The sequence below is a fragment of the Streptomyces xanthophaeus genome, from assembly GCF_030440515.1.
Classification (GTDB): domain Bacteria; phylum Actinomycetota; class Actinomycetes; order Streptomycetales; family Streptomycetaceae; genus Streptomyces; species Streptomyces kutzneri.
In genome coordinates this window covers 7,267,996-7,293,118 of record NZ_CP076543.1, presented here as the reverse complement: position 1 = coordinate 7,293,118, position 25,123 = coordinate 7,267,996, and the positions used below count along the sequence as shown (strand labels likewise).

Below are 25,123 nucleotides of genomic sequence, written 5' to 3'. Positions count from 1 at the left end.
TCACCGGCTCCTCTGGTCACTCAGCAGGTCGTCGAACAGGGCTCGGTAGTGCACCATCGCCCCTCGCAGTTCCTCGGTGGTCGTCTTCTGATCAGTGCTGCGCACCTTGACGTCGTGGGCAGCCCGGTAGCGCTCCAGGGTCCGGCCGTGTTCGACCGAGAGATCACGCAGCTGACCGCGGTAGTCGTCCGTGGGGTAGCCCCGCTCGCGCATCAGCCGCGAGACCAGATCATCGGCCTCCTCCACGGAGCCTTCCGGCCGGTCCACGAAATGTTCCTGAACGCTGCTCCATTCGACGGCGTACTGGTCGCGCCGTGCGGCAGGGAGCTCCTTGATCTCCAGCTTGTCGTGGCGTTCCTCGCGGGCCCGCAGCTCGCGTTCGGCAGCCATGCGGCCACCCTCCGCCTCGACCGTGCGGTTGTACTCGGGGCCGAACTTGTTCTGGAGACGACGTCGGCGGGCCGCCATCCACAAGCCGACCGCGAGCGCGATCACGATGACCGCGGCGATGACAACGATTGCTATGAGCGTGCTGGTTGACATGGTTGGCCTCCAACTCGGAGCCCTCACGGGGCGGCACTCTCGCGGCTACCCCGGTCTCCTGGGGACAATCCCTCCCGGGCCTCGCTCGAAGGCTTCGAGCGCCGCCACGAAGGGTGACGGGGCCCGGTTTCATTTCCCCGGTCAGCTCGTACGGGCTCAGTCGGGAGGTTCCGGAACCGTCGGCCGTTCGGTGGTGGAAGGCTGCTCCGGGGCCGGCTCGGCCGGGGGCAGCTTGTCTTCGGGACCGGCGGGGTGCGGGTCGCGGGGGACCGGATCCGGGCCTTCCGGAGTGGGCCCGGGGCCCTCGGGTTCCGGTTCGGTGGATCGTTCCATGTGGCTCACCTCGGGGTACGGCTCATTCTCGTACGCTGCGCCTACCCAGCGGGTCATCGCTCAAGCGGTGTGGTCGGGCGGTCCTCACCTGTCCGCGAACGGACTGGTGTCGATGTGCGCGAGCAGATCGGCGGGGTGCCGGTAGACGGTCCGAGCACCGGCCTCTTCGAGGTCACGCCGCGGGATGCCGCCGCAGAGCAGGCCCACGCACGCGACGTGGGCCCGGGAGCCCGCTTCCATGTCCCACACCGTGTCACCGACGAACACGGAGTCACGGGCAGCGGCGTCGGCGAGGCCGAGTGCCTGGTGCACCGGATCCGGTGCCGGCTTGCCCTCGCTCACGTCGTCGGAGCTCGCCGTCGCGGTGATGGCGTCGTCGGCGTCCACCGCCCGTCTGAGCGCGTCGAGCTCGGCGTCCGTCGCAGAGGTCACCAGCACCACCCGCCAGCCCCGTCGGTCCAGCTCGCGCAGCAGATCCGCCGCCGAGTCCAACGGGGGCAGCCGGTCGAAGTACGTGCCGTAGAGGGTGCTGTGCGCGGCGCTGAGCGCGTCGTCCTCGCTCGTCTCCCGGTCCTCGCCCAACAAACGGGCCAGGAGGTCCTCACCGGGCAGTCCGATGGCGCGGTGGATGTCGTGCATCGCCACGTCGTGGCCCGCCTGCCTCAACGCCTCCCACCAGCAGACCACATGCAGGTGATTGGTATCGGCGAGGGTGCCGTCGACATCGAACAACGCGGCGCGGTTCATGTCCGCCTCTTGCAAGGCTCGGCGTTCACGGAGGAGGCCGTTCTCACAGCTCCCCCAGAGCCGGCAGCAGCTTCGTCCGGGACCAGTCCAGGAAGGGCTCCTGCTGGTCGCCGCCGATCTGGATCAGGGCGACCTCGGTGAATCCTGCCTCGACGTAGGGGCGTACGGCATCGACGAAGGCGTCCACGTCATCACCGCAGGTCACGGCCTCCGCGACATCCCCGGGCCCGGTGTGCTGCGAGGCCTGGGCGAAGGACGCGGGGCCGGGAAGTTCCGCGTTGACCTTCCAGCCGCCGAGCGCCCAGCGGAACTGGTCGTGCGCGCGGGCCACCGCCGCGTCGCGGTCGGGGTCGTAGGCGACCGGGAGCTGGGCCACACACGGTTTGCCGGAGCCTCCGTACGCGCCGAATGCGGTCAGCAGCTCCTGCTTCGGCTCGGTGGCGATGAGCAGATCGCCGTAGCGGCCCGCGATCTCGCAGGAACGGTCTCCGGAGACGGCGATCCCGATCGGGGGCGGATCGTCGGGGAGGTCCCAGAGCCTGGCGTTGTCGACGTCGAAGTGGCTGCCGTGATGGCTGACGTACCCGCCGGCGAACAGGGAGCGGATGATCCCCACGGCTTCCTCCAGCATGTCCAGCCGGACCTGGGCGGCGGGCCAGCCCGCACCGACGATGTGCTCGTTGAGGTTCTCCCCCGAGCCCAGACCCAGCCGGAAGCGCCCCTGCGACAGGAGCTGCATCGTGGCCGCCTTCTGGGCGATCACGGCGGGGTGGTAGCGGAACGTCGGGCAGGTCACGTACGTCATGAGGGGGATCCGGGAGGTGGCCTGCGCGGCGGCGCCCAGGACGCTCCACGCGTAGGGCGCGTGCCCTTGTGCCTCCAGCCAGGGGAAGGAGTGGTCGGAGATGACGGAGAAGCCGAACCCCGCCCGCTCCGCTGCCACCACGTGGTCGACCAGTTCCCGGGGCCCGGCCTGCTCGGTCATCATCGTGTACCCGATTCGCACCATATCGGGCGCCTTACCACTCCGGGCCCGATGAAACCTGCCCGGCACCGGCGTTCAGTGGGACCGGTTCACGCTGACGTCAGCGGTCCTCGGAGGTCTCCCGCCGCTCGTCATCGGGGTGGATCTGCTCCTCACGGCCGATGCCCGGACGGTGGCGCTTGGCGCGGTGGCCTCCGGCATCCGTGCCGTCCTCCGCGGTACCCGAGCGCTGGACAACGGCATCGTCCGCCCGCTGCCGGGCCTCACGGTCACCGCTCTCTGCCACGGCCTCGGACGGCGTGGTCCGCCGCGCGTGCTGCCTGGACTTTTCGTGGTCTGTCACCGTGTCCTCCCTCGGTGGTGCCTGTGCCCCGCGGCTACCCCGCCCTGTCGCCCGTAGTCCGTCGACGCAGCGAAGGGGCAGGCCGGGGCCGCGCGTCCCGGTCGCCCGCGGGCGACTCCGCCGATTCGGCGGGGCGCCCACCAGGCAGGGCAAGCCGACAGCGCCGGACGCGCCTAGGCTGAAAGGAGAGTCACAGCGAAATCGGAGGTGACCATGATCATCCTTGGCATCATTCTCCTGGTCATCGGCTTCGTCGCGGGAATCAGCATCCTGTGGACCATCGGCGCCATCCTCGTCGTCGTCGGAGTCATCCTCTGGATCCTGGGCGCCCTCGGGCACTCCGTCGGCGGACGCAAGCACTACTGGTAACCGCAGGAAATAGAGTCAGGGCGGGCGCCGCGCGCAGCTGCATCACGTCGAACCAGTCGTCGCCGCCCCCGAAGCGCTGATTCCGGAAGTCCAGGCCGGCGTCCAGGAGGCAGGAGGAGTCCGCCCGTCCGAGGCGATCTGCCGGAACGCGCGGCCGTCGTCGAAGCCGAAGGCGTAGACGCGGGCGGCGGAGGCGTTCACCAGGCGCAGCCGGACCAGTTCGTCCTGGACGCCGACGTACGCGTCCAGCGTGCCGTTGACCATCGTCCGGTCGCCGAGGAAGCCGGCGTTGCGCATCAGCTCGTGGTCGTGGTCGAGCTCCGCGCCGTCGAAGGTCACGTCCTGGACGATGACCGGGATGGCGTCGACCCCGTACGTCTTGGGCAGGGCCAGGGGCCGCCTCGCATGGCTACGTCCTCCTCAGCCAGGGCACCGACGTCGGCGGCTGGACCTTCTGCATCCAGGACGGCCACCTCCACCACGCGCACAACTACGTCCAACGGGCCCTGCACCACGTGGTGTCCAGCGAGAGCGCGCCCGAAGGACGCCAGACGCTCCGCTTCGAGTTCCTGTCAGGGGCAGGCACCGGCCGGCTCATCGTGGACGAGGGCGCAGACCATCTGTGCGCCGCGCCGGTGATCGGGGTACTTCGCGAGCAGCTCGGCCTTGAAGTCGTTCCACTGGCGCGTGATCTCGGCGGTGGCGCCGGCCGTCGCGTGGCGGAAGTTGTCACCCGTCATGGAGCGGGCCGACGCGGCGGTGTCCTTGTTCAGGGCACGGTTGTGGGCGACGCGCCCGTCACAGTCGGCCGGCTTGACACCGGTGGAATCGATGTCGGTGTAGCAGCCGGTGGCGAGGTCCGCAGGGATACGCTCACGCGCGTCCCGGGTCCAGTCGGCGTCCTTCATGGTGCTGTAGCGGCGGATGTCGAGGAACGGTGCGACGTCCGTACGTTCCAGGCCGGGCGGGTTGTCGAGGCCGACCGGGCCGGGCGCGGGCCGATCGCTCCAGTTGGAGTGCGAATAGAAGTCCTCGATCTGATGCCAGCCGCGGCCGAGCTGTTCGAGGACGGCACACTTGGCCCGCCCGGGCTTCCCGTCCCACGTGCAGTGCGAGGACAGGTCGCTCTGGTCGGCGCGCACCTTGCCGTCAGCGTCGACGAGGCCGTCGGCGGCCTCGACCGCGTTGCGGAAGCGGGTGACGGAGGTACGGATACACGCGAGGAGCTCGGTGGTGGCCTCGTCCCGGGTGCGGGGGTGGTCGGGGGCGTGGCGGGGGGCAAGGTAGTCGGCGTTGTCGCAGTGCAGGGGGCCGACGTCGAAGTACGGGGGGTGATCGTTGGCATTGATCGCCCCGGCGCGGGCGCCGGCCATCTCGGTCAGTGTGACGGGCTCCCAGGGCAGTGCGGCCCGGGTGATGTACTCGTGATTGTCACCGGTGAAGGCGTGGGCGGGGCCCGTCGGCACGGTGGCCAGGACGGCCGTCAGGAGGGCTGCGAGAGCAGTGCCGGACGTTCGGGGCAGCAGGCCGGGCGGCATCGGGCGCCGGCGGATCCCGGGCCTCTCCTGGTCGGCACCCGTACGGGAGCCGCTCGACGGGGATCCCGGTCCGGCGGTGGACGCGGAGGCCTTCGAACGCCTCTCCGGTCGCGAGAGCACAACCATGCCTCCATGCTGCGCGTCCGCACCCGGCTCCGCATGCGTTGTCTCTCTCATGGCCCTGAAATGCCGCTCCTGGCCTCCGGCACGATCGCCGGCCTGCCGAGCAGCGGGGAGCGGGCACCTGCATCTGACCACCAGGCGTTCCCGCGCCGCACGGGTCACTGAACGCCCGTCACTTCGAGCTCAGCCGGACGCCTTCCTGTTCTTCCGGGTCGGTGCGTGCGACCAGGCACACCATGTCCTCGGCTCCGGCGGTGATGCGGGCAGTACACCAGGCAGCCGACGGGCTGCGAGCAGTTCCCTCCACCGTCAGTGACGGACCTTCTCCTCTCCCGTAGGGGAACGAAATGCCCTTGGCTGCCCGGCGCAGCTTCGCGTGCACGTCGCTGAGCTTGATCGCCATGGCCGCCATGTGCGGCACCGGTGCCACGCCCGGGGCCGCCGGCTGCCTGTTGCCGCGGGGTGGGCTGCCCTACCGTCGGAGCGAGCTGTATGCAGTCGGCACGAGATCGGGATCAGCACCGCCGGAACCCGCCTTCGCACGCCGGGGACCACCAAGGTCAATATTGAGATGCATGCACTCTGACCTGCGGAGACGCTGCTCAGAGCGTCATCTGTCAACCTCGCCGGGAGATACCCATGAGAATGCTGATCAACAGTCCGCAGACCGTGGTCACCGACGCCCTGCGCGGGATGGCGGCCGCCCATCCCGAACTGGACGTCGACGTGGAGCGGCGGGTCGTCGTACGGCGGGACGCGCGGGCCGGCGGGCGCGTCGGGGTGGTGTCCGGGGGCGGGTCCGGGCACGAGCCGCTGCACGCCGGCTTCGTGGGGCACGGGATGCTGTCGGCCGCGTGTCCCGGGGAGGTGTTCACGTCCCCGGTGCCCGACCAGATGGTGCGGGCGGCCGCGGCGGTGGACTCGGGCCGGGGGGTGCTGTTCGTCGTCAAGAACTACACCGGGGACGTGCTGAACTTCGAGATGGCCGCCGAGCTCGCCGAGGAGGACGGCCTGCGGATCGAGCGCGTCCTGGTGGACGACGATGTCGCGGTGACCGACAGTCTGTTCACCGCCGGGCGCCGCGGCACCGGGGCCACCCTGTTCGTCGAGAAGATCGCCGGGGCGGCCGCCGAGGAGGGGGCGCCGCTGGAGCGGGTCGCCGCGCTCGCCCGGCGGGTCGACGAGTGCTCGCGGAGCTTCGGGGTGGCGCTGAGCGCGTGCACCACTCCCGCGAAGGGCAGCCCGACCTTCGACCTGCCGGACGGGGAGCTGGAGTTGGGCATCGGCATCCACGGCGAACCGGGCCGGGAGCGGCGCCCGATGATGTCGGCGCGGGAGATCGCGGAGGTCGCGGTGGGCGCCGTCCTGGAGGAACTGGCGCAGATCGGTCCGGCCGACGGGCCGGTGCTGGCACTGGTCAACGGGATGGGGGCGACACCGTTGCTGGAGCTGTACGGCTTCCATGCGGAGGTGGCGCGGGTGCTGGCCGAGCGCGGTGTGCCGGTGGCGCGGGCGCTCGTCGGAAACTACGTCACGTCGCTGGACATGGCGGGGTGTTCGGTGACGCTGTGCCGGGCCGACGAGGAGGTGCTGCGGCTGTGGGACGCGCCCGTCCGGACCGCGGCCCTGCGCTGGGGTCTGTGAACGTATGGTGTCGGTGGGACCGGCCAGACGGGTGCGAGGCGAGGAGATCCGGTGCGTGACGCAGAGTTCTTCCGGCGCTGGATGGCGGCCGCCGCGGCCGCGGTGGAGCGGGAGGCGGACCGGCTGACCGAGCTCGACTCCCCCATCGGCGACGCCGACCACGGGAGCAATCTGCTGCGGGGTTTCACGGCCGTGCTCGCCGCCCTGGAGGCGGAGCCGACGGCGGCGGCGCCGGGCGCGGTGCTCCAGCTGGCCGGCAGGACGCTGATCTCGACGGTCGGCGGAGCGTCGGGACCGCTGTACGGGACGCTGCTGCGGCGCACGGGCAAGGCGCTCGGCGAGTCGGCCGAGGTGTCCGACGCGGAACTGCGCGAGGCCCTGTCCGAGGGGGTCGGGGCGGTGGCGCAGCTGGGCGGGGCGGCGCCGGGGGACAAGACGATGCTGGACGCGCTGATTCCGGGGGTGGCTGCGCTGGGTACGTCCTACCGGGCGGCCGGGAGCGCGGCGGAGAACGGAGCGCTGGCGACGGTGCCGATGCAGGCGCGCAAGGGGCGGGCCAGCTATCTGGGCGAGCGGAGCATCGGCCACCAGGATCCGGGGGCGACCTCGTCGGCGCTGTTGCTGGGGGCGCTGGCGGACGTGGCGGAATCGGCGGGTGCGCGGTGACGGGCGAGCACCCGGTGCCCGCCTCCGGCTCCGGCCCGGCCCTGGTCGGCATCGTGCTGGTGTCGCACAGCGCGCGCGTCGCCGAGGCGGTGGCGGAGCTGGCGCGCGAGCTGGCGGCCGGCGGACCCGTGGCCCCGGTGGCGGCGGCGGGCGGCACGGCCCTCGGCGGGCTCGGCACGAGCACGGAGCGGATCCTCGCGGCCGCCCGGGAGGTGGACCGGGGGGCCGGGGTGGCCCTCCTGGCCGACCTGGGGAGCTCGGTGCTGACGGTGAAGGCCCTGCTGATGGAGGACGAACTCCCGCCGGGGTCGGAGCTGTTGGACGCGCCGTTCGTCGAGGGCGCGGTGGCGGCGGTGGTGACGGCGTCCGCCGGAGCCCCCCTGGCGGCGGTCGCGGCGTCCGCCGCCGACGCGTACACGTACCGCAAGGCCTGACCGCAAGGCCTGACCGCAAGGTCCCGGTCGGCCGCGGCGCCCGCGGGCAGGCCGACCGGCCGGGACCTTGCGGGGAGACCTACGGACGCCCGCGGAGGACTTCGATCTCGCGGCGCTCGCGCTTCGTCGGGCGGCCCGCCCCCCGGTCGCGGATGCCGACCACGGCGGCCTCCACGGGCGTCGGCGGCGGCGGGCTGTTGTCGATCAGGCATTCGGCGGCGACGGGTGCGCCGACCCGCTTGGACACGGGCCGCTTGACGACGACGATCCGCTCGCGCCCCGCGTGGAAGAGCCGTACCTCGTCCCCCGCGCGCACGGGCTGCGCCGGCTTGGCACGCTCCCCGTTGACCTTCACGTGGCCCGCCCGGCAGGCGGTCGCCGCGATCGAGCGGGTCTTGGTCAGGCGCACGGACCAGATCCACGCGTCGACCCGCGCCGTGCCCGTGTCCGTTCCCGTGCCCGTTCCCTCATCAGCCATGCCCCCGACTCTAGCGAGCCGGGTACGGCGGAACGGAATGAGTTTTGGCAGATGAGCCAAGAAGTATGGCATCTGCCATGGAGATCAGGCCAAGAGAATTGCAAATGCGCCACAGGTGGCCCTACGTTGTCGCCCATGCAGTCCTACACCATCGGACAGGCGGCGCGTCTGCTGGGCGTCAGCCCGGACACCGCCCGCCGCTGGGCCGACGCCGGCCGGGTCGTGACCCATCGCGACGAAGGCGGCCGACGCCTGATCGACGGACGCGACCTCGCCGCGTTCTCCGTCGAGGTGGGCCAGGGAGCCCACCTCGAGGACGGGGAACCGTACACCTCGGCGCGCAATGCCTTTCCCGGCATCGTCACGGCCGTCAAACTCGGCGACGTGGCCGCCCAGGTCGAGATCCAGGCAGGCCCCCACCGCCTGGTCTCCCTGCTCACCCGTGAGGCCGTCGAGGAGCTCGGGCTGGAGGTCGGCATGCAGGCCACCGCCCGCGTGAAGTCCACCAGCGTGCACATCGACCGCACCTGATCCGGACGGCGCCGAACGCTGTCCACCCGCGGTCCCCCGCACCACCCGCTCGGCATCACCGAACGTCCCCACCCGCTCCGCCCGTCACCGGCGCGGGTCACCACCACGCGGTTCCGGCACCAGGCCGGCCGCCGACCCGACCGAGGAGCATCTGCTCATGTCCCCGATCATGATCCGCCGTCGTACCGCCGCCGCGCTGACCGCCGCCCTGCTCGTACCGCTGGCCGCCTGCGGCAAGAGCGACGACAAGAAGGCCGCTGCCGACACGACCCCCGAGCCGAAGGCCGTGAACCTCACGGTGCTGGCCGCCTCCTCCCTGACCGACGTCTTCAAGACCGCGGGCGCGGAGTACGAGAAGACCCACCCCGGCACGAAGATCACCTTCTCGTTCGCCGGCTCGCAGGAGCTCGCGGCCCAGGTCAAGCAGGGCGCCCCGGCCGACGCGCTGGTCACCGCCGACACCAAGACCATGGACGGGCTCAAGGCCGAGACCGGCGACTCCACCGTCATCGCCAAGAACCGCCTGGTCATCGCGGCCGGCAAGGCCAACCCGTTCAAGATCGACGAGCTCAAGGACCTCGCCGACACCAAGATCAAGGTCGTGCTCGCCGCGCCCGAGGTCCCGGTCGGCCGCTACAGCAAGCAGATCCTCGACGCCCAGAAGATCGAGGTGAAGCCGGTCTCCCAGGAGCCCAACGTCCGGGCCGTGCTGAGCAAGGTCGAGCTCGGTGAGGCCGACGCCGGTCTCGTCTACAAGACCGACTCCGCCAAGTCCGGCGACAAGGTCGTCACGGTGGAGATCCCGGACGACCAGAACGCCGTGGCCTCCTACCCGGCCGCCACGCTGAAGCAGTCCAAGAACGCCACGGACGCGGCCGCCTTCGTGGCCTGGCTGAGCACGCCCGAGGCGCAGAAGATCCTCCAGGACGCGGGCTTCCAGAAGGCGTAACCACCGTACGCCCCACGCCCGCTGAGGGGCTGCCTGAACCGGGGGGACAGGCAGCCCCTCTCGGCGTTCTCGCGGACGTGCCCGCGAACCGCCTCCGGGCCGCCTACGCTTCCCCCGCAGCCGACACCCCAGCCAGGAACAGCCAGGAACCCTCATGAGCAGACTCCGCAGCCGAACCGGCACGCGCAGCGGCGTACACGTCCGCACCGGTGCCCACACCCGGGCCCGCACCCGGCCCCCGCTGGCCCTGGCGCTCCCCGCGCTGCTCGCCGTCGCGTTCCTGTTGCTGCCGCTCATCGGCATCCTCGTACGCACCCAGTGGGGCGAGCTCGGCACCCACCTCACCAGCCCCGGCGTGGTCGAGGCCCTGAAGCTCTCGCTCGTGGTGTCCCTGTGGGCCCTGGCCCTCTCGCTGCTCCTCGGCGTACCGCTCGCCTGGCTGCTGGCCCGCGTCGAGTTCAAGGGCAAGGCCCTGGTGCGCTCGCTCGTCCTGCTCCCGATGGTGCTGCCGCCGACCGTGGGCGGTGTCGCCCTGCTCCTCGGCTTCGGCCGGCGCGGGCTCCTCGGGCCCTGGCTGGAAGGCACCTTCGGGATCACCCTGCCGTTCCACACCTCGGGCGCCGTCGTCGCGGCCACGTTCGTCGCCATGCCCTTCCTGGTGATCAGCCTCGAAGGCGCCCTCGGTGGTCTCAGGCAGAGCTACGAGGAGACCGCCGCCTCGCTCGGCGCCTCGCCGGTCCGGGTGTTCTTCACCGTGACCCTGCCCATGGTCGCGCCCGGCCTGATCGCCGGCGCGGCGCTGACGTGGGCCCGCGCGCTGGGCGAGTTCGGGGCGACCATCACCTTCGCCGGCAACCTGCCGGGCACCACGCAGACCCTGCCGCTCCAGGTGTACCTGCTGCTGCAGGACAAGCCCGAGGCCGCCACCTCCGTCTCGCTGCTGCTGCTCGCGATCGCCATGGGCGTACTGATCGCCCTGCGCGGACGCTGGACGGGCACCCCGGTGGCCCGCGAGGCCACCGCGGCGCCGGTCCCCGAGGAGCCGCCCACCTCGTCCGACGCCCGCACCACCACCGCCACCACCACCGGCGGCGACGACGACGACATCACGGCGCCCCGCAGCAGCGGCCGCTGGCCCCTGCACGCCACCGTCACCGGCTTCAACGAGCTCACCCTGGACGCCGAACCCGGCACCACCATCGCCGTGGTCGGCGAGAACGGCGCCGGCAAGACCACCCTGCTGCGCGCCCTGCTCGGGCTCACCCCGCGCGCCCACGCCGCACTGCGCCTCGGCGACACCGACGTCACCGACCTGCCCCCGCACAGGCGCCAGGTGGCCTGGGTGCCGCAGGACGGGGCGCTGTTCCCGCACCTGACGGCCGCTGCCAACACCGCGTACGGGCTGCGCGCCCGCGGGGTGCCGCGCGGAGAGGCCCGCCGCGAGGCCCGGGCCTGGCTGGACCGGCTGGGCGTCCTGCACCTCGCCGACCGCAGGCCCGCCCAGCTGTCCGGCGGCCAGGCCCAACGGGTGGCGCTGGCCCGGGCGCTGGCCGCCCGGCCCCGCCTGCTGCTCCTGGACGAACCGCTGGCCGCACTCGACCAGACCACCCGGGCCCGCGTCCGGCACACCCTGCGCACCCACCTGGCCGGCTTCGGCGGGGTCTGCCTCATCGTCACCCACGATCCCGTCGAGGCCGTGTCGCTGGCCGACCGGGTCCTCGTACTGGCCGACGGCCGGGCCCTGCAGCAAGCACCGCCCGCCGAGGTGACCCGGTACCCGCGCTCCCCGTGGGTGGCCCGGATGCTGGGGCGCAACGCCTGGCCGGGCATCGCGTCCGCCGACGGGCTCACCCTCGCGGCGGGCGGTCGGCTGGTGGTCGCCGAGACGCTGCCCGAGGGGGCGGAGGCGCTGGCGATCATCGCTCCGGAGGCGGTCTCGGTGCACCGGGACCGCCCGGGCGGCAGCCCGCGCAACGTCTGGCCGGGCACCGTACGGGAGATCACGGCGGTCGGCAGCCGGCTGCGCGTGCTGATCGCCTCGGCCGCCGCGCCCGACCTGGTCGCCGAGATCACCCCCGACGCGGCGGCCGAACTGGGCATCGTGGAGGGCGCCGAGGTGTGGACGAGCGTGAAGGCCACCGAGGTCACCCTGGTGGGCCTCTGACGACTCGGGGCCGGGGCTCCGGATCCCAGGACTCCGGGCAACAGGGGCCCCAGGTCCCCGAGGCGCGCGTCCCTGGCCCCGGATCCCGGGGGCGCGCCGGGTCCGGACCGGTGCGCCCGGCCCTCAGCCGGCGTCCTCCGGGGCGGCCAGGGCGAACTCGCACCACACGCACTTCCCGCCGCCCCGGGGCTCCACGCCCCACTCGTCCGCGAGGCGGTCCACCAGCATCAGTCCGCGTCCCGAGACCGCCCAGTCGCCCGCCTCGCGCCGCCTCGGCAGGGCGCTGCTGTCGTCCTCGACCTCGATCCGGATCCGGCCCTGCGCCGTGAGCCGCATGCTGACGTGGCCGCCACCGTCCGTGTGGACCAGGGCATTGGTCATCAGCTCGTCCGCCGCCAGTTCGATCTCGTCGGCCCGGTGCCGCGCACCCCAGGCGGCCACCGCCGCCCGGATCAGGTGCCGGGCCAGCGCCGGGGCCTTCGTGTCACCCGGTTCCAGCCGCTGCTGCAGCGGACCCCCACCGCGCGGGACGGGAGTGCCGCGGCGGCGCAGGACGAGCATGGCCATGTCGTCCCCGCCGCCCGAGTCACCGACGAGGTCGCACAGCACGTCGGCGAGTTCCTCCACGTCGACCGGGCCGCTGTGGACCGCCGCCATGAGTTCCCGCATGCCGGAGTCCGGCTCCGCTCCGGGGCGTTCGATCAGGCCGTCGGTGCACAGCAGCAGGGTGTCCCCGGGGTGCAGTTCGAGGGTGGTGACCGGGTAGCCGGAGCCGGTGCCCGGCTGCTCGCGGGGCGGCAGGCCGAGCGGCAGTCCGCCGGCCACCTGGACCCGGTGGACGGTGCCGTCGCCGCGCCGGACGACGGGGTCGAGGTGCCCGGCGCGGACCAGCCGGGCCATCCCGGTGGTGAGGTCCACCTCGGCGTAGGTGCAGGTGGCGAACCGTTCCGTCTCCAGCTCGCGCAGGAAGGCGGAGGCCCGGGCCATCGCCGCGCCCGGTGTGTGCCCCTCGACGACGTAGGCGCGCATCACGATGCGCAGCTGCCCCATGACGGCGGCCGCGTCCGTGTCGTGCCCCTCGACGTCGCCGATCATCACCCCGACCCGGCCCTCGCCGAGCGGGACCACGTCGTACCAGTCGCCTCCGATGTCCCGGCCCATCCGCGCGGACCGGTACCGTACGGCGATCCGCGCGCCCGGCACGTCCGGGATCCGGCGGGGCAGCATGGCCCGCTGGAGTCCCTCGGCCAGGTCGTGCTCCTGCTCGTAGAGGATGGCCCGCTGGAGGCTCTGCGCGACCCCGCTGCCGAGTGCCATCAGCAGGTTCCGCTCCTCGGTGGTGAATTCGCCGTCCCGCGTGTAGAGCAGCCCGAGCGTCCCGATGGGCCGCCCCTGGGCGATCAGCGGGAGATAGACGCCGCTGCGGACGGACAGCGGCTCGATGTACGGCCACAGGTCCGGGTAGCGCTGCTGGAACTCCTCCCGGGAGACGAGGAAGACCGACTGCATGGTGCGTACGGCCTCGCTCATCGGGAGCTGTGCGTCGATCCGCGTGTACTCGATCTCGGGCACGTACGAGCCGAGCTGGCCCTCGGCGACCAGGTGGATGCGGCCGCCGTCGACGACGCCCAGCATCACGCTGACGGCGCCGAGGTGGCCGAGGGCCTGCGGGTCCTTGAGGATGTCGGTCACGTCGTTGACGGTGCGGGCGTGGGCGAGGATGGCGGTGGTGCGCTCCACGACGCCGGTCATCCGGCGCCGGCCCTCGATCTCCTCGCCGGCGGCGCCGGGCTCCCCGGGGTCGTGGGCGGCGTCGCGGAGGATCCCGATGACGCGGTACGGGCGCCCGGACGGCTCCCGCAGGATGTGCCCCTGGATGTGGGTCCAGGACGGCGAACCGTCGCGCCGGCGGCTGCGGACGTAGGCCCCGTAGTGGCTTCGGCCGTCCTTGATCGCCTGCGCGACCCGGGTGTCGAGCCGCGCTTCCTCACCGGGCGCGAGGCGGCTCCGGAGGCCGCCGGGGGTTCCGTCGTACTCGTCCGGGCGCAGGTCCAGTACCTCGAGGGCGGTGGGATCGAGATGCATCCGACCGCTGTCGAGGTCCCAGTCGAATGTGCCCATGCGATTGAGCGCGAGGCTTGTGTCCGGCCGCGCGGGCCAGCCGACGTCGGGGTTCTCTGCCCTACGGGCCATGCAGCCAGGGTCTCACTCTCGCCCGCCGGTGTCCCTGCGGGCGGCCCGGACACCCTCGGTGTCCGGCCCGACACGCCGGCGGGAGCCGCCGGAAGCGGTACGGTCGGCGCCGGTGCGGTCGCTGAAGCGGCGGAAGCGGCGGAAGCTGCGGCCGGACCGTTCAGTGCCGGCCGCTGTCCGGCAGGTTCGCGTCATGGACCAGCAGGGCGATCTGGACCCGGTTGTTGAGGTCGAGCCGGGTCAGGATCCGGGACACGTGGGTCTTCACCGTGGGCAGCGCCAGGTGGAGCTCCCGTCCGATCTCCGCGTTGGACAGGCCCCGCCCGACGGCCAGGGCCACCTCGCGCTCGCGCCCGGCCAGCAGCGCCAGCCGGGCGCGGGCGGCGCTCGCCCGGGCGTCCTGGCCGTGGTCGCCCGCCACCTGGTCGATGAGTCGGCGGGTGACGGCCGGGGAGAGCACCGGATCCCCGGCGGCCACCGTGCGGATGGCCGTCACGATCTCCCGTGGCGGGGTGTCCTTGAGGAGGAACCCGGCCGCTCCTGCCCGCAGCGCCCGCAGGACGTGCGCGTCGGTGTGGAAGGTGGTCAGGACCAGCACCTCCGGGGCTCCCGGCCGCGCCCGGAGCCGCTCGGTGGCGGTCAGCCCGTCGACGCCGGGCATCCGGATGTCCATCAGCACCAGGTGGGGTCCGTGCGCGTCGACCAGGGCGGGTACCTCCGCCCCGTCCGCTGCCTCCGCGACCAGCTCGATGTCCGGGGCGCCGCCCAGCATCAGGCGCAGCCCGGCCCGGACGATCGCATCGTCGTCGACCAGCAGTGCGCGGATCACCGGCGCCTCGTCTTGCGTGTTCACGAGTCTCGTCCCTTGATCATCCCTGCCAGGGTAGCCAGGCCCGTACCCGGAACCCGCCGCCGGCGGGGAGGGCGGTCAGCTCCCCGCCGGCCAGCCGGGCGCGTTCGGCCAGCCCGATCAGCCCCTGCCCGCCGCCCTCGGCCGGAGCAGGGACCGGGGCCGGGGCGGTGTCCGGTCCGGGGGGCGGGGTGTTGCGGACCTCCACCGTCAGCCCGTCGCCCGGGCCCCCGGTGACCCGTACGTCGGCGGCCGCGCCGGGCGCGTGCTTGCGTACGTTGGTCAGCGCCTCCTGCACGATCCGGTACGCCGTACGCCCCACCAGGGGCGGCGGCGCGGCCCCTTCGGGTGGTCCGGCCAGCTCGATCCGTCCGCCCGCGGCCCTCGCCTCCGCCACCAGCCGGGGGAGGTCCGCCAGTTCCGGCTGCGGGCGCTCTCCGCCCTCCGCGGACCCCGCGCCTGTGCCCGCGCCCGTGCCCGTACCGGGTCCCGCCCGGAGTACGCCGATCACCTCGCGCAGGTCGTGCAGCGCCAGGTGGGCGCTCTCGCGCATCACCCCTGCGGCCCGCTCGATCTCCGCCCGCGGGGCGCCGGGATTGAACTCCAGGGCACCCGCGTGCACGCTGAGCAGCGACAGCCGGTGGCCGAGTACGTCGTGCATCTCGCGGGCGATCTCCTCCCTGGCCTCCATCCGGGCCCGCTCGGCCCGCGACTCCGCGTCCGCCTCCGCCAGCTCGGCGCGCTCGCGCAGCGAGGCGATGAGCTGCTGCCGGGACCGCCGGAACAGCCCCCAGCCGATGGCTCCGGCGATCAGGGCGAAGTACGTCACCGCCGAACCGGCCCGTTCCTCCGGCATGTCCGGCAGCTGCCACAGGAAGAGGGGAAGCGGTCCGAAGACCAGGGCCGCCACCCATGCCGTGGCCCTCCACGGCCGGGTCGCGGCCACCGTGTACACCGCCACCATGGCCGGCCCGGTCAGGTAGTGCGCCACGCTGCCGGCCAGGAGCAGCGCCACGGCCAGCTGGACCGGGGCGCGCCGCCGCAGCAGGACCGCCGCGCACCCCAGCCCGCCGGCCACCTGGTCGGCTGCCCGCCAGCCCGGGCCGAGGCTCTCCGCGACCGGGATGGACTGCGAGCTGACGGCGGCGAAGCAGGCCGCGAAGAGGAACAGGGCCAGGTCGGCGGCCCAGTCCCGGCGGGTGCGGTGGATACGGCGCATGTTCGGGGAATCTACGCGGGCGGGCGCGGGAGCGGGCGTCCTCGTCCCGTTCCGAATACTTAAGTACGAGCGCCGGCCGCCCTAAGGCCGATGTCCGGCCCGGCGCCCCGCTCCTAACGTCGGAGCATGACCTCCACCTCGCCGAAGTCCCCGAAGTCCCCGCTGACGACCGTCACGGGTGCGCTCTGTTTCGTCCTCGTCGTCGGCGGCGCGAGCGGCCTGCTGCACGAGTGGCTCGGCTGGATGCACTTCATGGGGTTCGTCCGGTTCCTCGCCCCCGACGGCTACGAGATCTACAGCTACATCGTCATGATCGTCCTCGGCCTCGCGGTGGGCATGGCGGGCGACACGCTCACCCGCCGTGGCCAGGCCTGATCCCCGGGCTGCTGCCGCAGCGCCCCGTGACCGCGCCTCCTCCCCGCACGGGGGAGGAGGCGCGCTCACGTACGGGGGGAGCGTCAGCTCTCCTGAGCCGGGCCCTCAGGCTCGGGCTGGGGGGCGGTCCTGGCCGGTTCCGGCTTGGGCTGCGGAGCGACCGACTGCGGAGCGACCGACTGCGGAGCAGACGGCGGCGGGGCGACCGTCCGCGGGGCGGAAGGCCGCAGGGTGGTCGGGCGCGGCGCCGACGGACGCGGCGCGGGAGACACCACGGTCGCCGGAGCCGTGGGAGAGGCCACAGCGGTGGGAGACGCGGGAGTCGCGGGCGCGGACTTCGGCGTCGGTGACACCGCAGCCGGCGAGGACGGCGGCTTCGACGGTGTCTCCGAGGCAGGCTTCGAAGGCGGCTTCGACTCGGCGGACGACGTCGAGGGCGACGCCGAGGGTGACTCGGCCGGGGTCTTCTTCGGTGACTCGGCCGGGGACTTCGAAGGGGACTCGGAGGGGGTCTTCTTCGGTGACTCCGACGGAGACTCCGAAGGGGACTTCGAGGGCGGTTTCGACGGGGACTCCGAAGAAGACTTCGACGGAGACTCGGACGGGGACTTCTTCGGCGACTCCGAGGGCGACTTCGACGGTGTCGGCGTCGTCACGGACGTGCTCGGGGTCGGGGACGTCCCGGACGGGGTCGGCCTCGGCGAGGTCCCGGACGGGGTCGGGGCCGTCACGGTCGAGGTCGGAGTGACCACCGGACTCGGAGTGAGCGGCGGCGTGGGGACCGGCGGCGGCGGAATCGGCCGGTCGGGCTTGGGCTTGCCCTGGTGGTCGCCCTTGGGGCGCTCGTACCACTGGTTGTCACGGTGGTCGTAGATCACGATCTTGGTGACGACGGTCGGCGCCGGTGCGATGGCCACCACCTTCGCCGGCTGGTAGGAGGGCCACGTCTGCCCGAAACGCTTCGGGGAAGCCTTGAGCGGCACCGGCGGACCCAGCGGGTTCCCGCACGCGCAGCGCACCCGGGGCACACCCCGGTCGTCCACCAGCACGGCGGTCCCGGCCTGGAGCACCGCCTGGTAGGGGACGAGCTTGCCGTCCCGGTAGCTGTGGTTCGTCACCCGGGTGTCCATCCGCAGCTGCACCGAGGTGAGCGAGCGGAGGTAGCCGGGAACGGCGGCCGGCTGGATGCCCTGCGCCTGGGCGAAGGCCGCGTTCTTCGCGGGATCCGCACTCAGCGATCCGATCAGCTTCTCGACGTCACAGCTGGCGACGTTCCTGGTGCCGCCGTACACGCCCGGCGCGGAACCGCTCACGCTCCTGGTGCCCACCGGCCCGGTCGGGCTGGCACTCGGGCCGACCGTGCCCTGCGGAGAGGGCGGCGGGCTCTCCGGAGGGGGCGGCGCGTCCTTCACCACCGCGGACTCCGTGAAGGGGTCGGGGCCGGAGCTGGCGACCGGCTGGAGGAACACCTCGCCGCCCGCGTTGTCGGCCTTCCCGCCGGGCCGGGTGAGAACCACGGCCAGAGCCACGACCGCCGCCACCGCGACCAGCGCGGTGACGAGCCGTGGCACGGAGCGCCACCAGGGACCTCCGGCCGGTCCCGGGGCCGGTCCTCCGGGCCCACCCGGCGGCGCCGGCGGCGGAGGCGGCGGCGGACCCTGCTGCCCGCCCGAGAGCGGGCCTGAAGGCGGCCCGGTGGGGCGTCCTGAAGACGGCGGTCGGCCGGAGGGTTGTGTGGTCACGGGCTCTTCTTCCCAGGAGGAGTGAGTTCCCCGGGGACCATTGTGTGCGCCGTCCGGGTGGTGCCCGCAAGCCGGGGATGTCACGGTGGCAGGGTGAGTCGGACGCCGGAATCGTCATCGTCGGGGGGCTCCGCGAGGGCATGGCGGGACGCCCTCGTCGCCGTCGTCGCGGGATTCGTGGTGATGGGCGCGGTCGCCGCCGCCGGGCTGATGTGCGCGGGCGCGGGCGGCCTTCCGGGCGGCGCGTTCCCGCATGTGGTCGCCGCGGTCGTGGTGATGGCGGCGGGTGGTTCGCTGGAGGTGTCGGGCGGTGCCGGTTCGCTGGCGGGGGCGCAGGTGAGCCTGTCGGTGGTCCCCCTCTCGGTGAGCCTGGCCGGCGCCCTCGTGACCGGCTACCTCTTCCTGCGCCCCCTGCACAACCGGGCCGTGGCCGGGCCCCGTGAACTCATCGGCCGTGCGGTCCCGTTGGTCGTGCTGTGGCTGCTCGCCCTGACCGGCGCCGCCTTCCTCGCCCGCGAGACCTTCGGCATCTCCACCGGCGACTCCCCCATCGGGACCATCACCGAATTCCTGGACTCCGCACCCACGGTGGGCTTCGAGGCCGACCTGCCGGCCACCCTCCTGTACGGACTGCTGTGGATCATCGGCCTGTTGCTGATCGCCCTGCTGGTCTCGCGGCGCGCCCCGCTGCCGGCCCGGCTGGTCCGCTTCCACACGGCGCTGCGCCCGGCCGCCTTCGCCACGATGCTGCTGCTCCTCGCCTACGTCGTCCTCGGCATCGGGGTCGGCGTGGTCGTGGCCGCCACCCAGGGCCATGCCGACCGGACCTTCGCCGTGATCCTGCTCGGGCTGCCGAACCTCGTCTGGCTCGCGCTCACCCTGGGCTTCGGCGGCGCCTGGGAGGGCAACGTCGAGGGCCCCTTCGGGCTGCCGATGCCGCAGCTGCTGGACCAGGTCCTGCGCGGCTCCGACCCGTCCCGGATCGACGTGGCCGCGCTCGCGGAGCAGGACTCCCGGGCCTGGTGGCTGGTGGTGGTGGCCGCCGTCCTGCTGCTCGGCACGGGCGTACTGGCCGCCGTACGCTCCCCCACCCACGTCCGGCCCTGGCAGCACGCCCTCCACCTGGGCGTGGCTCTGGCGCTGGCCACTCTGGCGGTCTGTCTGCTGGGCCGGATCCAGGCGCAGTTCGGCCTCTCCCTGCTGGGTATCGGTGAGGTGGACGGCCTCGGCGGTCAGGTCCAGCTGCAGCCGGTGCTGTGGCGCAATGTCGGTCTCGGACTCCTGTGGGGCGCGGTGGCGGGATTCCTGGGCGCCCTGCTGGCGCGTCCGCTGCACCGAGGCGGCCGGGTCGACGAACCGGCCGCCGCGACCCGCGCGACACCCGAATAGCCGAACGAGCCGGACCGAACGAGCCGGACCGCACGTGCCGGACCGCACGTGCCGGACAGGCAGGGAGCGGCTCAGGCCGTCCCTCCGGAAGCCGGCAGGCGGAACACCGGCAGGGCCCACGGCGGAACCGGCGGCGGGGCGGGCAACTCGGGTCGCGCGGGCTGCTCCGCTCCGCCCGCCGCCTCGTCCACCACCCCGCCCGCCTCGCCCGCCGTCGGCGGCCCGCCGGCCTCCCCCGCCCGCCGCAGGGCTCCGGTGAACTCCAGACAGCTGCTCCACCGGTCGTCCGGCGACTTGGCCAGCGCCTTCGCGAGGACCGCATCCACCTCCTCCGGCAGCCCGGGCCGGCGCGAGCTCAGCGGCGGCGGGGGGTCGTACTGGTGGGCCCACAGCAGGGCGATGTCGTCGTCCCGCTGGAAGGGCGGTTCCCCGGCGAGGGCCTCGTAGACGACGCACCCCAGGCTGTAGACGTCGCAGCGGCCGTCCACCGGCTTCCCGGAGATCTGTTCCGGCGCCACGTAGGTCACGGTCCCGACGAACTGCCCGTCGGTCGTGAACCCGGTCAGCGACAGCGACTTCTTCGTCAGCCCGAAGTCCGTGAGGTAGGCGTGTTCGGGGTGGTCCCGGTCCGTGCCCGGGGCGATCAGGATGTTGCCCGGTTTCACGTCCCGGTGGACCAGGTCGTGGGCGTGGGCGGCGTCCAGCGCGGAGGCCACCTGGCCGGCGATCCGCGCGGCCGTCTCCACCGGCAGCGGGCCCGTCCGGTCCAGCATCACCCGCAGGTCCGGTCCCTCGACGAGACGCATGGCGATGTAGAGCAGCCCGTCCGCCTCCCCCGCCTCGAACACGGGCACGATGTGCGGGTGCTCGATGGTCGCGGCCACCTTCGACTCGTGGGCGAACCGCTTCCTGAACGTGTCGTTGCGGGCCAGCTCGGGGGCCAGCAGTTTCAGTGCCACCCGCCGGTCGAGGCGCAGGTCCCGCGCCTCGTAGACGACGGCCATGCCCCCGCGCCCGATCTCGCTCTCCACCAGGTACCCGGCGATCTGCTGCCCGCGCAGATCGGTGGGGGACCCGCCGGCGCGCTCCGCCCGGTCCTCGTCCACCGTCAGCCGCCTCCGGGGTCGCGGGTGTCCACGATCCGCGTCGGGTCATGGGCCGCCGCCCGGTCGGGCTGCTTCCCGGGGGCGTCGCGCGGGATTCCGACCACGTCGGTCGGCGGCGGTTCCCTGCGTACGGCGGCCCCGCCGCCCGGGTCCGTGTCCGCGGGCGGCGGCGCGGGCGGTGGCTGCGGCGCGGGTTCGGGCGCGGGCGCGGACGGGCCGCCCGGGCCGGCGACGACCGCGTAGGTCGCCATGCGGTCCCCGTCGTCGTACAGCCAGCGGCCCGACTTCTCGTCGTAGAGCCACACCGACTCCCCGTCTATGACCACCCCGGCCCGCAGCCCGCGCAGCGAGCGGCGGAAGGCGTCGGCGTCGATGCGTCCCGAGGCGAGCTCGTCCACGGCCCGCCGGTAGCGTTCCAGGGCCTCGGAGCCGCGGGTGAGCAGCGGGCGCGGGTCCTCGGAGCGGACCGGGGGCCGTCCCCCGGCCGTCGGCGGCGGGTGCGGCACGGCGACCAGCAGCCGTCCGTCCACCCAGGCGGACCACCCGTTGGCGCACAGGACCTCCCCCCACTCGCCGCGCCGGGACAGCAGCTGCACGGGCAGGAACGGGTCCAGGGGCACGGTCGGCCGGGTGACGTCGGGGCCCTCCCAGGCGGGCAGTCCCTCCTGGGGCACCACATGAGTGGGCCGGAAGTCCGCCACCTCGCCTCCGGGTCCCAGCGGGCTGCTCATGAGGCCTACTTCCGCATGATGGTCGGCTCGTGGCGGCGCAGCAGCCGGGCGACCAGCACGCCGAACAGCACGGACAGGACGACGAGCATGCCCATTTCGAGGAGCCACAGGTGGGCCTCGTGGTCGAACAGCGGGTCCTGGGTGATCTTGCCGGGCACGATCGCGCCGAGGTCGATGGTGCCGGCCATCGCTCCCATGGCCCACCGGGCGGGAACGAACCAGGCCAGCTGTTCGATGACGGGGACTCCGGTGAGTTTCAGCAGGGAGCCGCAGAAGACGACCTGGACGATGGTGAGGAGGACCAGCAGCGGCATGGTGACCTCCTCCTTGGTCACCAGGGCGGAGATCAGCAGGCCGAGCAGCATCGCGGTGAGGGACAGCAGGGCGACGGCGAGGGTGATCTCCATCAGTGGTGGCATGAAGAGGCCGCGGCCGCCTGGGGCATTGATGGTGACGCCCGCGAGGCCGACGAGGGTCAGGACCACGGCCTGGGCGACGGTGATCGCGCCGAGGACGACCACCTTGGACATCAGGTAGGCCGACCGGGACAGGCCGACGGAGCGCTCGCGCTGGTAGATGACGCGTTCCTTGACGAGTTCGCGCACCGCGTTGGCGGCGCCGATCAGGACTCCGCCCACGCACAGGATGAACAGGGCGTTCAGCGCGGTCTCGGCGTTGAGGGTGTTGCCGGCCAGGGCGCGGGTCATGGCGCCCATGACGAAGGGCAGCGCGACCATGATGATCAGGAAGGTGCGGTCGGACCTGAGCACGGCGGCGTACCGGCGGATCAGGGTGGAGAGCTGGGAGCCCCAGCTCTGGGCCTTGGGCGGCGGATGCGGAGAGACGCTGGCGGCCCGTTCGGCCTGCGCGGTGAGAGGCGGCCGGCCGGCGGTGACGTCGACGTGGCGGCGGTGCAGCGGCGAGGCCCGGTACTCCCCGGCCCAGTCGCGGTCACGCTGGTTCTCGAAGGCTTCGAAGGCCTCGGGCCACTGGTCGAAGCCGAAGAAGTCGAGGGCTTCCCCGGGGGCACCGTAGTACGCGATGCGCCCGCCGGGCGCCAGGACCAGGAGGCGGTCGCAGCCTTCGAGGTTGAGCACACTGTGGGTGACGACGATGACCGTGCGGCCGTCGTCGGCGAGGTCGCGCAGCATGTTCATCACCGAGCGGTCCATGCCGGGGTCGAGTCCGGAGGTGGGCTCGTCCAGGAAGAGCAGGGAGGGCTTGGTGAGCAGTTCCAGGGCGACGGAGACGCGTTTGCGCTGGCCGCCGGAGAGGCTGTGGATGGGCTGGTCGGCGCGCTGTTCGAGGCCGAGTTCGCCGATCACCTCGTCGACCCGGGCCTGGCGTTCGGCCTTGGCGGTGTCCTGCGGGAAGCGCAGTTCGGCGGCGTAGGTGAGGGCGCGCCGGACGGTGAGCTGGGAGTGCAGGATGTCGTCCTGCGGGACGAGGCCGATGCGGCTGCGCAGTTCGGCGTAGTCGCGGTAGAGGTCGCGTCCGTCGTACAGGACGGTGCCATGGTCGGCGGGGCGCAGTCCGGTCAGTGCGCCGAGCAGGGTGGACTTGCCGGCTCCGCTGGGGCCCACGACGGCGAGCAGGCATTTGGCGCCGACGGGGAAGGAAACCTGGTCGAGGAGGGTCTTGCGGCCGTGGTCGACGGCGACGGTGAGGCCCTGGACGTCGAGGGACACCTCTCCGGTGTCCACGTACTCCTGGAGCTGGTCGCCGACGAGGCAGAAGACCGAGTGGCCGATGCCGACGATGTCGCCCTCGGTGACGGGGGTGGCCCGGGTCACGGCGGCGCCGTTGAGGTAGGTGCCGTTGTGGCTGCCCAGGTCGACGATCTCGTAACTGCCGTCGGCGAGGGCGTGCAGCTCGGCGTGGCGGCGGGAGACGGTGAGGTCGTCGACGACGAGGTCGCTGTCGGGGGCGCGGCCGATGCGGACGGCGGTGCGGACGGGCAGCGGACGTACGGTCGTCGGCCGGCGGAAGGTACCGGTCATGGCCGGGTTCGCGACCTGGGACGGGCGCCCGGCGCCGGGCGCGGGGGGTGGTGCGGGCTCCGGCGGTGCGGGGCCGACGACGGCGGCGCGCGGCCCGTCCTCGACGCTGCCGAACCGCAGCTCGGTGCCCACGCCGACGCTCCACTCGTGGACGCGGTGACCGTCGGCGAAGGTGCCGTTGGTGCTGCCCTCGTCCTCGAGCGTCCAGTGGTCGCCGTCCGGGCGCAGGATCGCGTGGTGCCAGGAGACGCGGGCGTCGTCGAGGCAGATCTCGCAAAGGGGGTCCCGACCGACGTGGTAGATCCGGTCCGGATCCATCTCGGTGGCGCCCCAGTCGGTCACCAGGACGAGCTGGGGCGCGGTCGGCACACTTGGGCGCTGGACCATGACCAGATTTTCCCACGATCGCGAAGGTCCGGCACCGGTCGGGCATCGTCGCAGGTCAGAGCCCTCTTATGGGTAATGACAACGGTCCCCGTTGCAGCCTTTGCCGATCCCGCCGGGGTGCGCTTCACTTCACGCGACGGACCCGAACACACGGGCGCCGCGACGAGACGGGGGACGCCATGAGTGGGCACGACCACGCGCACGACGGCCACGGGCACGGGAACGGCAGCGGACGCGGCAACGGGTCCGCGGGCCACGACCACGGCCACGGTCCCGGCGGGCACAGCCATGGCGTGGCGGCCGATGCCGACCGGCGCTGGCTGGCGATCGCGCTCGCCCTGATCGGCGGGTTCATGGCCGTCGAGGTGGTCGTCGGCGTCATGGCCAACTCGCTGGCGCTGATCTCCGACGCGGCCCACATGCTGACCGACGCGGTCTCGATCGTCCTGGCGCTGATCGCCATGCGGCTGGCCGCGCGCCCCGCCCGCGGCGGCTTCACGTACGGCCTCAAGCGGGCGGAGATACTCTCCGCCCAGGCGAACGGGCTGACGCTGATCCTCCTGGCCGTCTGGCTGGCGTACGAGGCGGTGCGGCGGCTGATGGACCCGCCGCCGGTGGAGGGCGGGCTGGTCGTCGTGACGGCGCTCGCGGGCATCGCCGTCAATGTGGCCGCGGCCTGGTGCATCTCCCGGGCGAACCGTTCGGCGCTCGTCGTCGAGGGCGCCTACCAGCACATCCTGAACGACCTCTTCGCCTTCATCGGCACGGCGATCGCCGGTCTGATCGTGCTGACCACCGGTTTCCGGCAGGCGGACGCGATCGCCACGCTGGTCGTGGTGGTGCTGATGCTCAAGGCGGGCTACGGGCTGGTCCGCGAGTCCGGCCGGATCCTCCTGGAGGCCGCCCCGGCCCATGTGGACCCGGACGCGGTCGGCGACCGCCTCGTCGGGCAGCCGCCCGTCACCGAGGTGCACGACCTGCACATCTGGACGATCACCTCGGGCCAGGCGGCACTGTCCGCGCACGTGCTGGTGGAGCCGGAGGGCGACTGCCACGCCGTCCGCCGGGACCTGGAGCAGCTGCTCGACAAGGAGTACGGGATCACGCACACCACCCTCCAGGTGGACCACGCGCAGGACTCCCTGCTCACGGTCGGCCGCGCGGGCGGGGGCCCGTCCGACGCGCACTGCGCGGACGCGCACGGTCCGGTCCACCGGCAGGGCCCGCACGACCACTGACCGCTGACTCCTGGCTGCAGAACCCGAACCCGTATCACTGGCCCGG

Annotated in this window: 25 protein-coding genes and 1 pseudogene; 10 read left to right on the top strand and 16 right to left on the bottom strand. The window is 73.0% G+C overall.

Annotated features, from left to right (window positions below; genetic code table 11):
• From KO717_RS32525 to KO717_RS32505, 5 genes are all read right to left on the bottom strand, one after another.
• A complete protein-coding gene (locus KO717_RS32525; RefSeq protein WP_301373025.1) occupies positions 1 to 543 on the bottom strand; it encodes a hypothetical protein in 543 nt (180 codons plus the stop codon).
• Between the two features lie 156 nt (positions 544 to 699).
• Complete coding sequence (locus KO717_RS32520; RefSeq protein WP_301373024.1) at positions 700 to 876, bottom strand: hypothetical protein; 177 nt, start codon at positions 874 to 876, stop codon at positions 700 to 702.
• A gap of 84 nt (positions 877 to 960) precedes the next feature.
• Entirely contained in the window at positions 961 to 1,623 is a 663-nt protein-coding gene (locus tag KO717_RS32515; RefSeq protein ID WP_301373023.1) for an HAD family hydrolase, read from the bottom strand.
• Positions 1,624 to 1,666: 43 nt separating this feature from the next.
• Positions 1,667 to 2,632, bottom strand: coding sequence for an LLM class F420-dependent oxidoreductase (locus KO717_RS32510; RefSeq protein ID WP_301373022.1), 966 nt, complete (start codon positions 2,630 to 2,632; stop codon positions 1,667 to 1,669).
• 76 nt (positions 2,633 to 2,708) lie between these two features.
• Complete coding sequence (locus KO717_RS32505; protein WP_301373021.1) at positions 2,709 to 2,951, bottom strand: hypothetical protein; 243 nt, start codon at positions 2,949 to 2,951, stop codon at positions 2,709 to 2,711.
• A 213-nt stretch (positions 2,952 to 3,164) separates the two neighbouring features.
• Here KO717_RS32505 and KO717_RS32500 point away from each other — a divergent pair, with 213 nt between their 5' ends.
• A complete protein-coding gene (locus tag KO717_RS32500) occupies positions 3,165 to 3,320 on the top strand; it encodes a DUF6131 family protein (protein ID WP_301373020.1) in 156 nt (51 codons plus the stop codon).
• Positions 3,321 to 3,362: 42 nt separating this feature from the next.
• On the opposite strand, the gene KO717_RS32495 is transcribed toward KO717_RS32500, so the two are convergent.
• The 3 genes from KO717_RS32495 to KO717_RS32485 form a co-directional block, all read right to left on the bottom strand.
• Entirely contained in the window at positions 3,363 to 3,659 is a 297-nt protein-coding gene (locus KO717_RS32495) for a hypothetical protein (RefSeq protein ID WP_301373019.1), read from the bottom strand.
• 233 nt (positions 3,660 to 3,892) lie between these two features.
• The gene (locus tag KO717_RS32490; RefSeq protein ID WP_301373018.1) at positions 3,893 to 4,984 is read right to left on the bottom strand and encodes a hypothetical protein; all 1,092 of its coding nucleotides are present in this window, start codon (positions 4,982 to 4,984) and stop codon (positions 3,893 to 3,895) included.
• 169 nt (positions 4,985 to 5,153) lie between these two features.
• On the bottom strand, positions 5,154 to 5,384 hold the full coding sequence (locus KO717_RS32485) for a hypothetical protein (protein ID WP_301373017.1): 231 nt from the start codon (positions 5,382 to 5,384) through the stop codon (positions 5,154 to 5,156).
• Positions 5,385 to 5,620: 236 nt separating this feature from the next.
• Between KO717_RS32485 and dhaK the strand changes: the two genes are divergently transcribed.
• From dhaK to KO717_RS32470, 3 genes are read left to right on the top strand one after another with little or no spacing between them, the layout of a single operon-like run.
• Positions 5,621 to 6,625, top strand: a complete 1,005-nt coding sequence (dhaK, locus tag KO717_RS32480; RefSeq protein ID WP_301373016.1) for a dihydroxyacetone kinase subunit DhaK — start codon at positions 5,621 to 5,623, stop codon at positions 6,623 to 6,625.
• Between the two features lie 51 nt (positions 6,626 to 6,676).
• Positions 6,677 to 7,291, top strand: coding sequence for a dihydroxyacetone kinase subunit DhaL (gene dhaL / locus KO717_RS32475; RefSeq protein ID WP_301373015.1), 615 nt, complete (start codon positions 6,677 to 6,679; stop codon positions 7,289 to 7,291).
• Positions 7,288 to 7,725 carry a PTS-dependent dihydroxyacetone kinase phosphotransferase subunit DhaM gene (locus KO717_RS32470; protein ID WP_301373014.1) on the top strand — a complete coding sequence of 146 codons (438 nt, stop codon included), beginning with the start codon at positions 7,288 to 7,290 and terminating at the stop codon, positions 7,723 to 7,725. Before dhaL ends, KO717_RS32470 begins: the two co-directional genes overlap by 4 nt.
• A 79-nt stretch (positions 7,726 to 7,804) precedes the next feature.
• Here KO717_RS32470 and KO717_RS32465 read toward each other — a convergent pair whose 3' ends face one another.
• Positions 7,805 to 8,203 (bottom strand): RNA-binding S4 domain-containing protein, encoded by a 399-nt coding sequence (locus tag KO717_RS32465; RefSeq protein ID WP_301373013.1) that lies wholly within the window; start codon positions 8,201 to 8,203, stop codon positions 7,805 to 7,807.
• A 135-nt stretch (positions 8,204 to 8,338) separates the two neighbouring features.
• Here KO717_RS32465 and KO717_RS32460 point away from each other — a divergent pair, with 135 nt between their 5' ends.
• From KO717_RS32460 to KO717_RS32450, 3 genes are all read left to right on the top strand, one after another.
• Positions 8,339 to 8,734 carry a TOBE domain-containing protein gene (locus KO717_RS32460; RefSeq protein ID WP_030730138.1) on the top strand — a complete coding sequence of 132 codons (396 nt, stop codon included), beginning with the start codon at positions 8,339 to 8,341 and terminating at the stop codon, positions 8,732 to 8,734.
• Between the two features lie 157 nt (positions 8,735 to 8,891).
• Positions 8,892 to 9,683 carry a molybdate ABC transporter substrate-binding protein gene (gene modA, locus KO717_RS32455; RefSeq protein ID WP_301373012.1) on the top strand — a complete coding sequence of 264 codons (792 nt, stop codon included), beginning with the start codon at positions 8,892 to 8,894 and terminating at the stop codon, positions 9,681 to 9,683.
• A gap of 154 nt (positions 9,684 to 9,837) precedes the next feature.
• Positions 9,838 to 11,847, top strand: a complete 2,010-nt coding sequence (locus tag KO717_RS32450; protein WP_301373011.1) for an ABC transporter permease — start codon at positions 9,838 to 9,840, stop codon at positions 11,845 to 11,847.
• Positions 11,848 to 11,970: 123 nt separating this feature from the next.
• Here the strand turns inward: KO717_RS32450 and KO717_RS32445 are convergent, their stop codons facing one another.
• From KO717_RS32445 to KO717_RS32435, 3 genes are all read right to left on the bottom strand, one after another.
• The gene (locus KO717_RS32445; protein ID WP_301373010.1) at positions 11,971 to 14,040 is read right to left on the bottom strand and encodes a SpoIIE family protein phosphatase; all 2,070 of its coding nucleotides are present in this window, start codon (positions 14,038 to 14,040) and stop codon (positions 11,971 to 11,973) included.
• Between the two features lie 160 nt (positions 14,041 to 14,200).
• Positions 14,201 to 14,893 carry a response regulator transcription factor gene (locus KO717_RS32440; protein ID WP_301373009.1) on the bottom strand — a complete coding sequence of 231 codons (693 nt, stop codon included), beginning with the start codon at positions 14,891 to 14,893 and terminating at the stop codon, positions 14,201 to 14,203.
• A gap of 16 nt (positions 14,894 to 14,909) precedes the next feature.
• Positions 14,910 to 16,109 carry a sensor histidine kinase gene (locus KO717_RS32435; protein WP_301373008.1) on the bottom strand — a complete coding sequence of 400 codons (1,200 nt, stop codon included), beginning with the start codon at positions 16,107 to 16,109 and terminating at the stop codon, positions 14,910 to 14,912.
• Positions 16,110 to 16,235: 126 nt separating this feature from the next.
• On the opposite strand from KO717_RS32435, the gene KO717_RS32430 reads away from it, so the two are divergent.
• The gene (locus KO717_RS32430; RefSeq protein ID WP_301373007.1) at positions 16,236 to 16,484 is read left to right on the top strand and encodes a hypothetical protein; all 249 of its coding nucleotides are present in this window, start codon (positions 16,236 to 16,238) and stop codon (positions 16,482 to 16,484) included.
• A 494-nt stretch (positions 16,485 to 16,978) separates the two neighbouring features.
• Here KO717_RS32430 and KO717_RS37535 read toward each other — a convergent pair.
• Positions 16,979 to 18,226, bottom strand: a pseudogene (locus tag KO717_RS37535) (DUF6777 domain-containing protein); the annotation flags it as partial.
• A gap of 93 nt (positions 18,227 to 18,319) precedes the next feature.
• Between KO717_RS37535 and KO717_RS32420 the strand changes: the two are divergent.
• The gene (locus tag KO717_RS32420) at positions 18,320 to 19,615 is read left to right on the top strand and encodes a streptophobe family protein (RefSeq protein WP_301373005.1); all 1,296 of its coding nucleotides are present in this window, start codon (positions 18,320 to 18,322) and stop codon (positions 19,613 to 19,615) included.
• 71 nt (positions 19,616 to 19,686) lie between these two features.
• On the opposite strand, the gene KO717_RS32415 is transcribed toward KO717_RS32420, so the two are convergent.
• The 3 genes from KO717_RS32415 to KO717_RS32405 are packed head-to-tail and all read right to left on the bottom strand — an operon-like array spanning position 19,687 to position 23,839.
• A complete protein-coding gene (locus KO717_RS32415; protein ID WP_301373004.1) occupies positions 19,687 to 20,721 on the bottom strand; it encodes a serine/threonine-protein kinase in 1,035 nt (344 codons plus the stop codon).
• Between the two features lie 2 nt (positions 20,722 to 20,723).
• The gene (locus tag KO717_RS32410) at positions 20,724 to 21,452 is read right to left on the bottom strand and encodes a hypothetical protein (RefSeq protein ID WP_301373003.1); all 729 of its coding nucleotides are present in this window, start codon (positions 21,450 to 21,452) and stop codon (positions 20,724 to 20,726) included.
• Positions 21,453 to 21,457: 5 nt separating this feature from the next.
• Positions 21,458 to 23,839, bottom strand: a complete 2,382-nt coding sequence (locus tag KO717_RS32405; RefSeq protein WP_301373002.1) for an ABC transporter ATP-binding protein/permease — start codon at positions 23,837 to 23,839, stop codon at positions 21,458 to 21,460.
• Positions 23,840 to 24,018: 179 nt separating this feature from the next.
• Here KO717_RS32405 and KO717_RS32400 point away from each other — a divergent pair, with 179 nt between their 5' ends.
• Positions 24,019 to 25,077 (top strand): cation diffusion facilitator family transporter, encoded by a 1,059-nt coding sequence (locus KO717_RS32400; protein WP_301373001.1) that lies wholly within the window; start codon positions 24,019 to 24,021, stop codon positions 25,075 to 25,077.
• The last annotated feature ends 46 nt before the right edge of the window (positions 25,078 to 25,123 follow it).